The sequence below is a fragment of the Streptomyces sp. NPDC037421 genome (assembly GCF_055602105.1).
On sequence record NZ_JBVJWV010000059.1, the window covers coordinates 1 to 14,547 of the forward strand.

Annotated in this window: 14 protein-coding genes and 1 tRNA gene; 10 read left to right on the forward strand and 5 right to left on the reverse strand. The window is 74.0% G+C overall.

Annotated elements, in window-relative coordinates; all coding sequences use genetic code 11:
* Positions 1-226: 226 nt before the first annotated feature.
* Positions 227-311: transfer RNA gene (locus ACZ7IF_RS37995), tRNA-Leu, on the reverse strand.
* 169 nt (positions 312-480) lie between these two features.
* Between ACZ7IF_RS37995 and ACZ7IF_RS38000 the strand changes: the two genes are divergently transcribed.
* The 3 genes from ACZ7IF_RS38000 (at position 481) to ACZ7IF_RS38010 (ending at position 3,157) form a co-directional block, all read left to right on the forward strand.
* Positions 481-1,806, forward strand: coding sequence for a M20/M25/M40 family metallo-hydrolase (locus ACZ7IF_RS38000; protein WP_007263210.1), 1,326 nt, complete (start codon positions 481-483; stop codon positions 1,804-1,806).
* 158 nt (positions 1,807-1,964) lie between these two features.
* Positions 1,965-2,198, forward strand: a complete 234-nt coding sequence (gene chpH, locus ACZ7IF_RS38005; protein ID WP_385769886.1) for a chaplin ChpH — start codon at positions 1,965-1,967, stop codon at positions 2,196-2,198.
* A gap of 152 nt (positions 2,199-2,350) precedes the next feature.
* Positions 2,351-3,157 (forward strand): chaplin, encoded by an 807-nt coding sequence (locus ACZ7IF_RS38010; protein ID WP_470981438.1) that lies wholly within the window; start codon positions 2,351-2,353, stop codon positions 3,155-3,157.
* Between the two features lie 39 nt (positions 3,158-3,196).
* Here the strand turns inward: ACZ7IF_RS38010 and ACZ7IF_RS38015 are convergent, their stop codons facing one another.
* Positions 3,197-3,385: a DUF5703 family protein gene (locus ACZ7IF_RS38015; RefSeq protein ID WP_388943548.1), complete on the reverse strand. Its 189-nt coding sequence runs from the start codon at positions 3,383-3,385 to the stop codon at positions 3,197-3,199.
* 47 nt (positions 3,386-3,432) lie between these two features.
* On the opposite strand from ACZ7IF_RS38015, the gene ACZ7IF_RS38020 reads away from it, so the two are divergent.
* Complete coding sequence (locus ACZ7IF_RS38020) at positions 3,433-4,098, forward strand: hypothetical protein (protein WP_470981440.1); 666 nt, start codon at positions 3,433-3,435, stop codon at positions 4,096-4,098.
* 75 nt (positions 4,099-4,173) lie between these two features.
* Here ACZ7IF_RS38020 and ACZ7IF_RS38025 read toward each other — a convergent pair whose 3' ends face one another.
* Positions 4,174-6,540, reverse strand: coding sequence for a helix-hairpin-helix domain-containing protein (locus tag ACZ7IF_RS38025; protein ID WP_470981442.1), 2,367 nt, complete (start codon positions 6,538-6,540; stop codon positions 4,174-4,176).
* Entirely contained in the window at positions 6,537-7,520 is a 984-nt protein-coding gene (locus ACZ7IF_RS38030; RefSeq protein WP_470981444.1) for an aldo/keto reductase, read from the reverse strand. The genes ACZ7IF_RS38025 and ACZ7IF_RS38030 overlap by 4 nt, the downstream gene beginning before the upstream one ends.
* A gap of 109 nt (positions 7,521-7,629) precedes the next feature.
* Here ACZ7IF_RS38030 and ACZ7IF_RS38035 point away from each other — a divergent pair, with 109 nt between their 5' ends.
* Both ACZ7IF_RS38035 and ACZ7IF_RS38040 read left to right on the forward strand, forming a co-directional pair.
* Positions 7,630-8,679 (forward strand): LLM class F420-dependent oxidoreductase, encoded by a 1,050-nt coding sequence (locus tag ACZ7IF_RS38035; RefSeq protein WP_470981445.1) that lies wholly within the window; start codon positions 7,630-7,632, stop codon positions 8,677-8,679.
* A 261-nt stretch (positions 8,680-8,940) separates the two neighbouring features.
* Positions 8,941-9,729: a ferritin-like domain-containing protein gene (locus ACZ7IF_RS38040; RefSeq protein WP_470981447.1), complete on the forward strand. Its 789-nt coding sequence runs from the start codon at positions 8,941-8,943 to the stop codon at positions 9,727-9,729.
* Between the two features lie 15 nt (positions 9,730-9,744).
* Here ACZ7IF_RS38040 and corA read toward each other — a convergent pair whose 3' ends face one another.
* The gene (gene corA / locus ACZ7IF_RS38045) at positions 9,745-10,737 is read right to left on the reverse strand and encodes a magnesium/cobalt transporter CorA (protein WP_470981449.1); all 993 of its coding nucleotides are present in this window, start codon (positions 10,735-10,737) and stop codon (positions 9,745-9,747) included.
* Positions 10,738-10,791: 54 nt separating this feature from the next.
* Between corA and ACZ7IF_RS38050 the strand changes: the two genes are divergently transcribed.
* The 4 genes from ACZ7IF_RS38050 (at position 10,792) to mshC (ending at position 14,316) form a co-directional block, all read left to right on the forward strand.
* Positions 10,792-11,499, forward strand: a complete 708-nt coding sequence (locus tag ACZ7IF_RS38050; protein ID WP_470981450.1) for a histidine phosphatase family protein — start codon at positions 10,792-10,794, stop codon at positions 11,497-11,499.
* Between the two features lie 76 nt (positions 11,500-11,575).
* The gene (locus tag ACZ7IF_RS38055; protein ID WP_470981452.1) at positions 11,576-12,166 is read left to right on the forward strand and encodes a DUF3090 domain-containing protein; all 591 of its coding nucleotides are present in this window, start codon (positions 11,576-11,578) and stop codon (positions 12,164-12,166) included.
* Positions 12,130-12,966 (forward strand): SCO1664 family protein, encoded by an 837-nt coding sequence (locus ACZ7IF_RS38060; RefSeq protein ID WP_470981463.1) that lies wholly within the window; start codon positions 12,130-12,132, stop codon positions 12,964-12,966. Before ACZ7IF_RS38055 ends, ACZ7IF_RS38060 begins: the two co-directional genes overlap by 37 nt.
* Positions 12,967-13,086: 120 nt before the next feature.
* A complete protein-coding gene (gene mshC, locus ACZ7IF_RS38065) occupies positions 13,087-14,316 on the forward strand; it encodes a cysteine--1-D-myo-inosityl 2-amino-2-deoxy-alpha-D-glucopyranoside ligase (protein WP_470981454.1) in 1,230 nt (409 codons plus the stop codon).
* The last annotated feature ends 231 nt before the right edge of the window (positions 14,317-14,547 follow it).

Consider the following 14,547-nt stretch of genomic DNA (forward strand, 5'->3'; position numbering starts at 1 on the left):
GGGGGACTTGAACCCCCACGCCCGATAAAGGGCACTAGCACCTCAAGCTAGCGCGTCTGCCATTCCGCCACCCGGACAGGGTGTGCGCCTCACGTTCCTTGCGGCCCGTTGCGACGTGGAAAACATTACCAAACATTCCGGGGTGGCTGGTCCACGCCCTTCTCCGCTCCGGGAGACCCCCGGGGGAACGAAGAAGGACCCCGCCGAAGCGGGGTCCTTCTGTTTGTGTCCGAGGGGGGACTTGAACCCCCACGCCCGATAAAGGGCACTAGCACCTCAAGCTAGCGCGTCTGCCATTCCGCCACCCGGACAGGGTGTGCGCCTCACGTCCCTCGCGGGCCGCTGCGACGTGGAAAACATTACCAAACGGCCGGGGGTCCTCGATCACACCCCCCGGTGGGCTCGGAACGCCCTTGGGCGGACGGCCCCGGGGCGCGAGGATGGTGGAGGTAGCCGGTACTGATCAGTGGGAGGAACAGCGTGAGCGCATCGGGCGCGGGCAAGGCCGTCTCCGGCGAGGACGAGGTCGTCGACCTCTGCCGGGACCTCATCCGGATCGACACCAGCAACTACGGGGACCACTCCGGCCCCGGTGAGCGCAAGGCGGCCGAGTGGGTCGCCGAGAAGCTGGCCGAGGTCGGGCTGGAGCCGCAGATCTTCGAGTCGCACAAGGGGCGCGCGTCGACCGTGGCGCGCATCGAGGGTGAGGACCCCTCCCGGCCGGCCCTGCTGATCCACGGGCACACCGACGTCGTCCCGGCCAACGCCGCCGACTGGACCTACGACCCCTTCTCGGGCGAGATCGCCGACGGCTGCGTCTGGGGCCGGGGCGCGGTCGACATGAAGGACATGGACGCGATGACGCTGGCCGTCGTGCGCGACCGCATGCGCAGCGGGCGCAAGCCCCCGCGGGACATCGTGCTGGCCTTCCTCGCGGACGAGGAGGCGGGCGGCACGTACGGCGCCCGGCACCTCGTGGACAAGCACCCCGGCCTCTTCGAGGGCGTCACCGAGGCCATCGGCGAGGTCGGCGGCTTCTCCTTCACGGTGAACGAGAACCTGCGGCTCTACCTCGTGGAGACCGCCCAGAAGGGCATGCACTGGATGCGCCTCACGGTCGAGGGCACCGCGGGCCACGGCTCCATGACCAACAACGACAACGCGATCACCGAGCTGTGCGAGGCCGTCGGGCGCCTCGGCCGCCACCAGTGGCCGGTGCGCGTCACGAAGACCGTTCGACACTTCCTCGACGAGCTCTCGGACGCCCTCGGAACCCCGCTCGACCCCGACGACATGGACGCCACCCTCGCCAAGCTCGGCGGGATCGCCAAGATGGTCGGCGCGACCCTGCGCAACTCGGCCGCCCCGACGATGCTCGGCGCCGGCTACAAGGTCAACGTCATTCCCGGCCAGGCCACGGCCCACGTGGACGGACGCTTCCTGCCGGGGTACGAGGACGAGTTCTTCGCCGACCTCGACCGGATCCTCGGCCCGCGCGTGAAGCGCGAGGACGTCCACGCGGACAAGGCCCTGGAGACGGACTTCGACGGGCGGCTCGTGGACGCCATGCAGGGCGCCCTGAGGGCCGAGGACCCGATCGCGCGGGCGGTCCCGTACATGCTCTCCGGCGGGACGGACGCCAAGTCCTTCGACGACCTCGGCATCCGCTGCTTCGGCTTCGCGCCGCTCCAGCTGCCGCCGGAGCTGGACTTCGCCGGCATGTTCCACGGAGTGGACGAGCGGGTGCCGGTGGACGGGCTGAAGTTCGGCGTCCGGGTCCTGGACCGGTTCATCGACAACGCCTGACGCGCGTCCGTCGCCCCATAACGCCGGGGATTCGGGAAGGTGTGCGGATTCCACTGAGAAGAGTGAATGCGCTCATACGCTCGTAGCCCTGGTGATCCCTCCTCGTTACAGGTGGTGCGGTCCGCGGCTGGGACCGCACTTGCCTACTAGGAGGAACAATGCTCAAGAAGGTTGTCGCCGCTGCGGCTGCCACCGGTGGTCTGGTTCTCGCGGGTGCGGGCATGGCTGCCGCCGACGCGGGTGCCCAGGGCGCGGCCATCGGCTCCCCCGGTGTCCTGTCCGGCAACGTCGTCCAGGTCCCGGTCCACATCCCGGTGAACGTCTGCGGCAACACCGTGAACATCATCGGCCTGCTGAACCCGGCCTTCGGCAACACCTGCGTCAACGCCTGACGCTTCTGAAGTTCTGGCCCCGGAGCGCAATCCAGCGCTCCGGGGCCGCCGGGCTTTTACGGCCCGGAAGCTCACTTCTTCGGCGTGACGGGCGGGGGAGCCCGTACGGCCCGCGCGCCGAACGGAACGTACACACCAGGGGACGAGTGCAGATGCGACGACCGGTTCAGGTCACGAGGAAGACGCTGATCACGATGGCGGCCGCGGGGGGTGTCCTCGCGTTCGCCGGCGGTCAGGCCCAGGCGGACTCGGGGGCGTCGGGGCACGCCTCGAACTCTCCGGGCCTGCTGTCCGGGAACAACGTGCAGGCGCCGGTGGACGCGCCGGTGAACGTGTGCGGCAACACGGTGACGGTGGTGGGGGGTCTGAACCCGGCCTTCGGCAACCGCTGCGCCAACCAGTCGGGCAAGCCGCAGCACCCGGGTCACCCGGGTCACCCCGGCAACCCGGGACAGCCCGGCCACCCGGGCGGCGGTCACGACGAGCCGTGCGACGACGACGATCACCCCGGCAACCCCGGAAATCCGGGAACCCCCGGCCACCCCGGCAACCCGGGCAATCCCGGTACCCCGGGCGGCCACACCCCGGGCAACCCGGGCGGGCACAACCCCGGCAACCCGGGAGGCCACACCCCGGGCAACCCGGGCGGCCACAACCCCGGCAACCCGGGAGGCCAGACGCCGGGCAACCCGGGCGGGCACACCCCGGGCAACCCCGGCGGCCAGACTCCCGGCAACCCGGGCGGTCAGACCCCCGGCAGCCCCGGCGCGCAGGCGCCCGGTGCGGGTTCGGTCACCCCGGGCAACCCCGGTGGTCCGGCCGCCCGGCCCGGCCCGGCATCGCAGGCCGGCCTCGCCGCCACGGGCGCGGGTGACGCCCTGACGGCCGGCGTACCGCTCGCCGGCGGGCTGCTGCTGGCCGGCGCCGTGCTCTACCGGCGCGCCCGCAACGCCGCCTGACGGGCACTCACGGCGCGGGCCCCGGGAGCGGGGCCCGCGTCACCAGGTCGCGCGGACCTGGCGGATGATCCGGCGGCGCAGCCGCGCGCGGCGGCTGCCGTCCCGGTACAGGGTCAGGCGGTCCAGCTCCCAATTTCCGTATTCCGCATGATCGGTCAGCAGGCGGGTCGCCTCCTTGCGGGGCGTCCCACGAGGCACGTACACGTCGACGAATTCGTATTCCGGCATCGCATCTATTGTGCGGGCACCGGCCCGCTACGGATAGCGTCTGCACTATGTCTGATGCCGCTCTGCCCACTGTTGCCGAGGTACGCGCCGCCGCCGAGGCGGTCAAGGCCGCTCTCGACCGTCACCTCGCCGCGGTCGAGAGCAGGATCGGGGACGAGGACCCGGCCGTCTACGCCGCCTTCAACGAACTCGCCGCCGCCGCCGAGGAGTACGACGAACTCCTCTACGACCGCTACGACGAGGTCACCCCCTTCGAGATCCCCACGCCCGAGACCGGCGTCCCGTACACCGGCCCCGCCGAGCCCGCCGCGTTCAGCGTGCTCATCCGCCGCGACTACGCCGTCGTCGAACCGGCACGGCTGATCGCCCAGGCCGAACGGGTCGCCGCGCACGACCGGGACGCCGAACTCCTCGACGACGGCGGGACCGCCGGAGCGCTGGGCGTGCTCTTCGGGGAGTACGAGCCCGACGAGATCGCCTCCCGCTACAAGGAGTTCGGTCTGGAGGAGGGCGACTCCACCCTCTGGATCGCCGCCCTGGAGGAGGTAGCGGAACCGGGGGACTGGCTCAACTCGCCCTTCGGGCAGACCGATCCGCAGGACGTGCTGCACCGCTTCGACGTGAGCTCCGTCTTCGACGAGGAGTCCGATTTCGACGACGAGGACGCCGACGACGAGGAGAGCGCCGCCGAGTCCGGCCTCACCCCGGCCTGATCTCCTCCGGCGCCGCCCCCTCCGTGCCCCGCCCGCCGACACCGGCCGGGCGGGGCACGGTTCGTTCCCGGGCCGCTACGGCTGCTCCTCCTGTGCGGCCGTGAGGGCCCGCAGCAGGCCCGTGAGCCGGGTCGTACGCGGCTTCGGCAGCCCCTGCGCCACCGCGCGCGGCAGCGCCTCCTCCACCCCGTGGACCACGGACAGGTGCCGCTCGGCCCGCCCGAACGCCGTGTACACCCAGTCCCGGGACAGGGCCTGCGCCGCGTCCCCGGGCAGTACGACGACCACCGCCGGCCAGCGCGAGCCGACCGCCTGGTGCGCCGTCACCGCCCAGCCGTGCCGGACCTGCGCCTCCACCCGGTCCTGCGGTACGACGACCCGCGCGCCCCGCGCGTCCAGGTGCAGCCCCTGTGCGTCGGCCGACACCACCCGGGCCGGCAGCGCCCGCCCGGGCGACGGCACGTGGACCACGCGGTCGCCCGGGTCGAAGCCGGCGAACCGGCCCGGGCCGGGGTTCAGCCGCTCCTTGAGGGCCGCGTTCAGCGCCCGGGTCCCCGCCGGGCCGCCGTGGCCCGGGGTGATGACCTGCACGTCCCCGGCCGGGATCCCGAAGGCGCGCGGCACCGACTCCGCCACCAGCTGCACGGTGCGGTGCACGGCCTCGCCGGCGTCCCGCACGGGGACGATGACGACCTCCTTGCCGGGGGCGTCGACGCGGTTCAGCTCCCCGGCCCCGATACCCGAGACCAGCTCGCCGACCGGGCCGGGGTCCGGGGTGCGGGACACCACCTGGGGGAAGGCGCGGGCCGCCAGCACGTCGGCGAACACCCGCCCGGGCCCGGCCGATCCGAGCACGCCGGGGTCGCCGGAGAGCACCAGGCGGGCCCCGTCGGGGACCGACTCCACCAGCGCGGCCGCCGCCTCCACGTCCAGCTGGGGCGCGTCCAGGACGATCAGCAGGTCCAGGTCGAACCGGCCGTCGGCGTCCCGCCCGGGGCCCTCCGTCCCCGCGAGCAGCCCGGCCACGGTGACGGCGCCCGGCGCGGGGGCGTGCGCGGCGAGGACGGCGCGCAGGCCGAGCCGCCGGGCGGCCGCCAGCAGGGCCGCCGGCTCTGCGCGGGCGGCCTCGCCGCCGGTGTGGGTGACCAGGCCGTGGCCCGCGACGGCCCGGACCAGCTCCGCCCCGGGGCCGTCGGCCGCCGCCGACCAGTCCGCCGGACCGGCGAAGGTGCCCGCGAGCCGGGCCAGGCCGTCGGCGAGCGCCTCCTCGGCCAGGGCGTGCCCCTCCAGGCCCACGAGGAGCCGTACGGGCGGCTCCTCGTCCTCGGCGGCGGGCGGGCCCAGCGGCTCGTGGAACACCAGCACCGCGCCGTCGCCGATGGCCGCCTCCAGGGTGTCGGCGGGGGCCGGGACCCCGTACTGGGCCAGGGCCTTCTCCAGCACCGGGGCCTCCAGCGCGGTGTGCCCCTTGGCGGCGGCCTGGTCCAGCAGCCAGCCCAGCAGGGCGGCGCCCCGGCGCTCGTCGGCGGGGCCCGCCGCGGGGCCGAGCAGGGCCTGCGCGAAGCCGTCCGCCTGCGTCGGGCGCACCCCGGGGACGGCGAGCAGCCGCCAGGGGTCCTCGGCGAGCTGCTCGGCCGCACCCTCGCCGAGGGCCGCGGCGGCCTGGCCGGCCAGGGCCTCGGGGGCGCCACCCCGGGCGAGCACGGCGCGGACGGCACCGATGTCCGCGACGGCGGGGGCGGGGGTGGGGGCCGGGGCCGCCGGGCGGGGCTGCGGGGGAGCGGGGGCGGCCTTGCGGGGCGCGGCGGGGGCCTCGTCGAAGTAGAGGGGGGCGGACGGCTTGGCGCCGCTCTCCACGGCCCGTACGGCGGCCAGCAGGTCGGCGGCCTTGCCGCTGAGCTTGGCGCCGGCGTCGACGGGGGCGTCGCGCTCGGCCTTGCGGCGGGCGATGCGGTCGCGCTCGACCTTCTGCGCGGCCAGCTCGGCCTGTGCCTCCGTCAGCTGGGGCGCCTGCTCCGTCCCGGCGGTGTCCTGTCCCGCCTCGGGGGCTGCGGCGGTCCCGTCGGCCGCGTCCGGGCCCTGCTGTTCCTCGGCCTCCGGCCCGCCGGCGTCCGCCGTGCCGCCCCCCGGCCCGTCACCGTCGGCCGCATCGGCCGCATCGGCCGCATCGGCCGCATCGGCCGCATCGGCCGCATCGGACGCGTCCGCCGCAGCGGCACCGCCGCCCGCGTCCGGGCCCTCGGCGTCCGCCGCGTCGGCACCGGCCGCACCCTCAGGGGCGTCCGGCCCGTCGGCGGCGGGTTCCCCGGCCCCGGACCCGTCCCCGGCGGCCGCGTCCGGGCCCCCGGCGGCGCCCCCCGTGTCCTGGCCCTCCGGGCCTCCGGCGGCTTCGTACGGGTCCTCCGCGGCAGCGGGGTTGGCGGGGTCGGGGGCCGTACTCACAGCGTGCTCCAGTCCTGATCCGGGTAGCGGTGCACGGGCGCCGACACGTCGTCCAGCGCCCGGCGGATCTCCTCCGGAAGGGTAAGGGCCTCCACCGACAGTGCCGCCCCGAGCTGCGTGGACGTGCGGGCGCCGACGATCGGGGCGGCCACCCCCGGCCGGTCGCGGATCCAGGCCAGCGCCACCTGGAGCGGGGTGACCGCCAGGCCCTGCGCGGCCGTGACCACGGCGTCCACGATCAGGCCCGCCGCCTCGTCCAGGTACGGCTCCACCAGCGCGGCCAGCCCCGGCGACGCGCCCCGGGAGTCGGCCGGCGTCCCGTCCCGGTACTTGGCGGTCAGCACCCCGCGGCCCAGCGGGGAGGAGGGCAGCAGCCCCACCCCCAGGTCCAGCGCCGCCGGGAGCACCTCGCGCTCCACGCCCCGCTGGAGCAGCGAGTACTCCATCTGGGTGGAGGCCAGCCGGGTCCGCACCCCGGGCGCGGCGAGCTGCCACGTCGCGGCCTTCGCCAGCTGCCAGCCGCTGAAGTTGGACACCCCCGCGTACCGGGCCCGCCCGCTGGAGACGGCCAGGTCCAGCGCCTGGAGGGTCTCCTCCAGCGGGGTCTGCGGGTCGAAGGCGTGGACCTGCCACAGGTCCACGTAGTCGGTGCCGATGCGGTCCAGGGAGTCGTCCAGGGCGGAGAGGAGGTGCCCGCGCGAGCCGTTGAAGCGGCGGTCCGGGTCCGGGACGCTGCCCGACTTGGTGGCGATGACCACGTCCCGGCGCGGTACCAGGGAGCCCACCAGCTGCCCGAGGAGGTACTCGGCCTCCCCGCCGCCGTACACGTCGGCCGTGTCGACGAGCGTGCCGCCCGCCTCCCAGAACGTCTTCAACTGCTCGGCGGCGGCTTCCTCGCCGGTGTCACGGCCCCAGGTCAGGGTGCCGAGGCCGATCCGGGAGACGCGCAGTCCGGTGCGGCCGAGATGCCTCTGCTCCATGAGCGCTGAGACTACTGGGGCACTGCCGCGCGGCCGTCGGGCGCGCTACAGTCCCCCGCAGACCCACGTTACTGATCGGTAAACCGGCACATCCGTTAGGGGACGACACATGCGGCTCGGCATCAATCTCGGCTACTGGGGTGCGGGCATGGACGCCGACAACCTCGCCGTCGCCCAGGAGGCCGACCGGCTCGGCTATGACGTCTGCTGGGCGGCCGAGGCCTACGGCTCCGACGCGGCGACCGTACTGGCCTGGGTGGCCGCCCAGACGGAGCGGATCGACGTCGGCTCGGCCATCTTCCAGATCCCGGCCCGCCAGCCCGCGATGACGGCGATGACCGCCGCCACCCTGGACTCGCTCACCAAGGGCCGCTTCCGGCTCGGCCTCGGCGTCTCCGGACCGCAGGTCTCCGAGGGCTGGTACGGCGTGAAGTTCGACAAGCCGCTCGCCCGGACCCGGGAGTACGTGGAGATCGTCCGCAAGGCCATGTCCCGCGAACGGCTGAGCTTCGAGGGCGAGCACTGGACCCTCCCGCTGCCCGGCGGCCCCGGCAAGCCGCTCAAGCTGACCGTGCACCCCGAGCGCCCGCACATCCCGCTCTACATCGCCGCCATCGGGCCCAAGAACCTGGAGCAGACCGGCGAGATCGCCGACGGCGCCCTGCTGATCTTCCCGGCCGCCGAGCACCTGGAGGAGACGGCCCTGCGGCACATCCGCGCGGGCCGCGAGAAGGCCGGGCTGACGATGGACGGCTTCGACGTCTGTCCGACCGTCCCGCTGGCCATCGGCGAGGACGTGAACGCCCTCGCGGACATGTTCCGCCCCTACACCGCCCTGTACGTCGGCGGCATGGGCAGCCCGAAGCAGAACTTCTACAACCAGCTCGCCCAGCGCATGGGCTACGAGAAGGAGGCCGCCGAGATCCAGGCCAAGTACCTGGGCGGCGACAAGGACGGGGCGGCCGCCGCGGTCCCGCACTCGCTGATCGACTCGACCACCCTGCTCGGCTCCGTGGAGCGGATCGCGGACGGGATGCGGGCCTACGCCGAGGCCGGGGTCACCACCCTCACGCTGGCCCCGGCCGGCTTCACCCTCGACGAGCGGCTCGCCGCCCTGCGCGCCGGCACCGAGGCCCTGGAGATCGCCGGCCTCGCCTGACGGTCCGCGGCGCGGGCGCCCTCGGACGGAGCCCGACGCAGCCGCCCGAAGCCCGCGGAGCGGCGCGAGGGCGGCAAGGAAGGGAAGTCAGCGGCCGTGGTGGGGGCTCGGGGGGTCTTCCCCGCCACGGCCGACACAGCGAACAACGCCCGGCCCGCCCCCGGGGTTACGCCCCGCCGGGCGCCCGCCGGTTTCGTTCATTCGGCCGAGTGCGGGGACGCATCGGTTGCCCGCCCGGTCGATCCGCATTTGACTCGTTGCATGCTCTCTGCCCGCAGCCTGTTCCAGGAGATCGTCGACCACGACGACTCCTTCCAGCTGTTCTGCTCCATCGCCGCCAGCGGGGAGTCCCAGGGCGGCTGGGAGAACGCCCGGATCGCCGCCCTCGTGCCCGAGGGGATGCGCGACCTGGCGCCCAAGATCACCCGGCACGGCGCCGACGAGGACAAGCACGGCCGGATCTTCCGGGCCCTGCTGCGCAAGCGCGGCCTGCCCGCCGTCCCCGTCCCGCCCGAGACCGACTACACGATGCTGCTGGAACGCCGCGGCATCGGCCTCGCGCACGACAAGCTGCGCCGCGACGAGCCCCTCAGCGAGGAGGACATCGTCGTCTACCTCGCCCACAGCCGGGTCACCGAACAGCGCGCCGCCGACCAGATGGTCATGCTGCTGCGCCACTTCGGCGACCACCCCGAGGTCGGCAAGGCCGTCCGCGTCATCAGCAACGACGAGGACAACCACCTCGCCTACTGCCACGAGGAGCTGCTGCGCCTCGCCCGCGCGGGACACGGCCGGACCATCCAGCGCGTCCTGCGCGAGAGCGCCCTCGCCGAGATCGGCGTCTACCGGGACGTCAGCCTCGCCGTCATGGACCACATGGGCCGGCTGCTGCGCTGGCCCGCGCCCAAGGCCGCCGCCCTCGCCGCCGGCATCCGCGCGATGTACGCGTACGAGCGCTTCAGCGGCTGGCACCGCATGGTCAGCCTGCGCCCGCCCGCGCGGCAGAACCCGCTGGGCGGCGCACCCGGGACCACCCGCGAGTTCGCGTAGGGCGGACCCGGGGGATCAGAGCCAGCCGCGCCGCTTGAACATCCTGTGCAGGGCCAGGCACAGGCCCACCATGAGCACCACCACCGCCGGATAGCCCCAGGGCTGCCTGAGCTCCGGCATGTCGTCGAAGTTCATCCCGTAGATCCCCGCGATCATCGTGGGGACGGCCGCCATGGCCGCCCAGGCGGAGATCTTGCGCATGTCGTCGTTCTGCCGGACGCCCATCTGCGCCAGGTGCGCGGCCAGGGCGTCCGACAGCAGCCGGTCCAGGCCCTCGATGTACTCGCTCGCCTTCGTCAGGTGGTCGGCGACGTCCCGGAAGAAGGGGCGGGCGTGGTCGTGCACGAAGGGCACGTTCCCGAAGGCGAGCCGGTCCATCGGCTGGAGCAGCGGGCTCGTCGCCCGGCGGAACTCCAGCACCTGCCGCTTGAAGCCGTAGATCCGGGCGGCGGTGTTCTTGAAGTCCAGGGGGCTCGGCGCGAACACGTCCGCCTCCAGCTCCTCCAGGTCCGCCTGGAGCTCGGCCGCCACTTCGATGTAGTGGTCCACCACCGCGTCGGACACCGCGTACAGCACCGCCGTCGGACCGTGCCGCAGCACGTCCGGCTCGTGCTCCAGCCGGTGCCGTACGGCCGCCAGCGCGGCCCCCTCGCCGTGCCGCACCGTGACCACGAAGGAGTCGCCGATGAACAGCATCAGCTCGCCCGTCGTGACCGTGTCCGTGTCGTCGTCGTACAGCACCGGCTTGAGGACCACGAACAGCGAGTCGTCGTACACCTCCAGTTTCGGACGCTGGTGCGCCGTCAGCGCGTCCTCCACCGCCAGCCTGTGCAGGCCGAACTCCCGGCTGACACGGTCGAACTCCGCCTCTGTGGGCTCGTACACACCGATCCACAGGAAGGCGTCACCGTGGGCCCGGGCCTCCTCCAGCGCACCGGAGAAGTCCCCGGGAGCCTCGGAGCGGCGGCCGTCCCGGTACATCGCGCAGTCGACAATCACGCCGGGCATTCTTCCCCCACCCGCGCCCGCCCGCACGCCGGCGTCACCGCATACCCTGCATGCATGGCCACGCTGATCCTCGTACGACACGGGCGGTCCACCGCCAACACCGCAGGACTGCTCGCCGGATGGACCCCGGGAGTGGCCCTCGACGAACACGGCGCCGGGCAGGCCGCCGCACTGCCCGGGAGGCTCGACGGGATCCCCCTCGCCGCCGCCGTCTCCAGCCCGCTCCAGCGCTGCCGGGAGACCCTGGCACCGCTGCTCGCGGCCCGCCCCGGTCTGCCCCTGCACACCGACGAGCGGATCGGCGAGTGCCACTACGGCGACTGGTCGGGCCGCAAGCTCTCCGAACTCGTCGACGAACCCCTCATGAAGATCGTCCAGCAGCACCCCTCGGCCGCGGCCTTCCCCGGCGGCGAGTCCATGCGCGCCATGCAGGCCCGCGCCGTGGACGCCGTACGCGAATGGAACACGCGGATCGAGGAGGAGCACGGCTCCGGCGCCGTCTTCCTCATGTGCTCCCACGGCGACATCATCAAGTCCCTCGTCGCCGACGCCCTGGGCATGCACCTCGACCTCTTCCAGCGGATCCACGTCGATCCCTGCTCGGTCACCGCGATCCGCTACACCCCCACCCGGCCCTTCCTGCTGCGCCTCGGCGACACCGGGGACCTCGCCCCGCTGATCCCGCGTCCGGTCGCCTCCGCCGAGTCCGAGACCGAGGGCGGCGGCAACGCCGTCGTGGGGGGCGGCGCGGGCGCGGCCTGATCGAACGGAGCAGTAGGGTGGCAGGGCCAACAGCACATGAGCAGCCCTGCCCCTGCCTCAGACTTGGAGACTGGACGTGCCCCGTCAGGTGTTCCTTTACGACCCCCCGGACCGCTTCGTGGCCGGCACGGTCGGTCTGCCTGGACGCCGCACCTTCTTCCTCCAGGCCTCCGCGGGCGCCCGTGTCACCAGCGTCTCCCTGGAGAAGACCCAGGTCGCGGCGCTGGCCGAGCGGATGGACGAGCTGCTCGACGAGGTCGTGCGGCGCACCGGCGGCAACGCGCCGGTCCCGGCCGTGGCCTCCCCCGAGGCCGCCGACACCGCACCGCTGGACGTCCCCGTCGAGGAGGAGTTCCGGGTCGGCACCATGGCCCTCGCCTGGGACGGCGAGGAACAGCGGATGATCGTCGAGGCACAGGCGCTCGTCGAACTCGACGCGGACTCCGAGGAGGACCTCGCCGAGGCCGAGGAGCGCCTGCTCCAGGACGAGGAGAACGGCCCGCCGATGCTGCGCGTCCGCCTCTCCGGCGCCCAGGCCCGGGCCTTCGCCAAGCGGGCCCTCGACGTGGTCAACGCGGGCCGGCCGCCGTGCCCGCTGTGCAGCCTGCCCCTCGACCCCGAGGGCCACGTCTGCCCCCGCCAGAACGGATACCGGCGCCAGGCGTGAGCGAGGTGACCCCGATAGAGGAGCTGCTCACCCGCGGTGAGCTCACCGTCCGCGGCCGCATCGCCGAGGCGTCCAACGCGGTCCTGCTGTGCACCGTCGCCCACGAGGGGCGCAGCGCGGAGTGCGTCTACAAGCCCGTCAAGGGCGAGCGGCCCCTGTGGGACTTCCCCGACGGGAACCTCGCCCGGCGGGAGCGCGCCGCCTACCTGGTCTCCGAGGCCACCGGGTGGGGGCTGGTGCCCACCACCGTGCTGCGCGACGGCCCGTACGGCGAGGGCATGGTGCAGCACTGGATCGACGCCGGAGAATCGCCGGAGTCCGGGCTCCTCGCGCTCGTCGAGGGCGAGGAGGCGGGGGAGGGCTGGAAGCCGGTCGCCCTCGCCGAGGTCGGGGAGGGCCGCACCGCCCTCCTCGTGCACGCCGACGACCCCCGGCTGCGCCGCCTGGCCGTACTGGACGCGGTGATCAACAACGGCGACCGCAAGGGCGGCCACCTGCTGCCCGCGCCGGACGGCCGGCTCTACGGGATCGACCACGGCGTGACCTTCCACACGGAGGACAAGCTGCGCACCCTGCTGTGGGGCTGGGCGGGGGAGCCGCTGACCGGGGAGGCCCGCGAGGTCCTCGGGTCCCTGGAGGCGCAGCTGGCCGACGGGGCGTCCCTCGCCACCCGGCTGGGCGAACTGATCACCCCGGTCGAGCTGGCCGCCGTACGGGCCCGCGTGGCGCAGTTGCTGCGCGACGGGAAGCACCCGCAGCCGTCCGGGCAGTGGCCGGCGATCCCCTGGCCGCCCGTCTGAGCAGGGACCTCTCCGGATGATCGCGGACGCATAGAACCGGCCAGACCGCAAGAGTGTCGATCAAGCCAACAGTGCTGGTCCCATTCGTTTGCGGAACACTCGTCCGGTTAGGCTCGAACCATGCATGCCTGGCCCGCTTCTGAGGTCCCCGCCCTGCCCGGCAAGGGCCGCGACCTCCAGATCCACGACACCGCGACCCAGGGGACGATCACCCTCGACCCCGGTCCCGTCGCCCGCCTCTACGTCTGCGGGATCACCCCGTACGACGCGACCCACATCGGCCACGCGGCGACCTACAACGCGTTCGACCTCGTCCAGCGCGTGTGGCTCGACAACAAGCGGCAGGTCCACTACGTCCAGAACGTCACGGACGTGGACGATCCGCTGCTGGAGCGGGCGCTGCGCGACGGCCACGACTGGACCGAGCTCGCCGAACGCGAGACGGCCCTCTTCCGCGAGGACATGACCGCCCTGCGCATGCTGCCGCCGCAGCACTACATCGGCGCCGTCGAGGCCATACCGGGCATCGTGCCGCTGGTGGAGCGACTGCGGGACGCGGGCGCCGCGTACGAGCTCGACGGCGACGTCTACTTCTCGGTGGAGTCCGACCCGAACTTCGGCGGGGTCTCGAACCTCGACGCCGCGGCGATGCGGGTCCTGTCCGCCGAGCGCGGCGGCGACCCGGACCGCCCGGGCAAGAAGAACCCCCTCGACCCGATGCTGTGGATGGCCGCCCGCGAGGGCGAGCCGAGCTGGGACGGCGGCTCCCTGGGCCGCGGCCGGCCGGGCTGGCACATCGAGTGCGTGGCCATCGCCCTGGAGCACCTGGGCATGGGCTTCGACATCCAGGGCGGCGGCTCCGACCTGGCGTTCCCGCACCACGAGATGGGCGCCTCGCACGCGCAGGCCCTGACGGGCGAGTTCCCGATGGCCAAGGCCTACGTCCACGCGGGCATGGTCGCGCTGCACGGCCAGAAGATGTCGAAGTCCAAGGGCAACCTGGTCTTCGTCTCGGCGCTGCGCCGGGCCGGAGTGGACCCGGCGGCGATCCGCCTGGCGCTGCTCGCGCACCACTACCGGGCGGACTGGGAGTGGACGGACGACGTCCTCGCGCAGGCGCAGGCCCGCCTGGCGCGCTGGCGCGCGGCCGTCTCCCGGCCGGACGGCCTGCCGGCCGAGGCCCTGGTGGAGGAGGTCCGCGCGGCCCTGGCCGATGACCTGAACGCCCCGGCGGCGCTGGCCGCGGTGGACGCCTGGGCGGACGCCCAGAACGCCTCCGACGGCGACGACGAATCGGCCCCCGGCCTGGTCTCCCGCACGGTGGACGCCCTGCTGGGCGTGGCCCTGTAGCACCGCGCCGATGCCCCCTGGCTCCGCCCGGGCCCGGGGGCATCGCCGTGTCCGGGGCTGCCCGCGGCGCTGCTCCCCGCCCTTCACCCGTGCTCGCCCTCAGTCGCCGGGCGCGGCTACGGACGCGGCGCTACCGCGCCCGTGGGGCAGGGGGGGGGGGGGGGGGGGGGGGGGAGGGGGGGGGGGGGGGGGGGGGAGGGGGGGGGGGGGGGGGGGGGGGGGGGGGGGGGA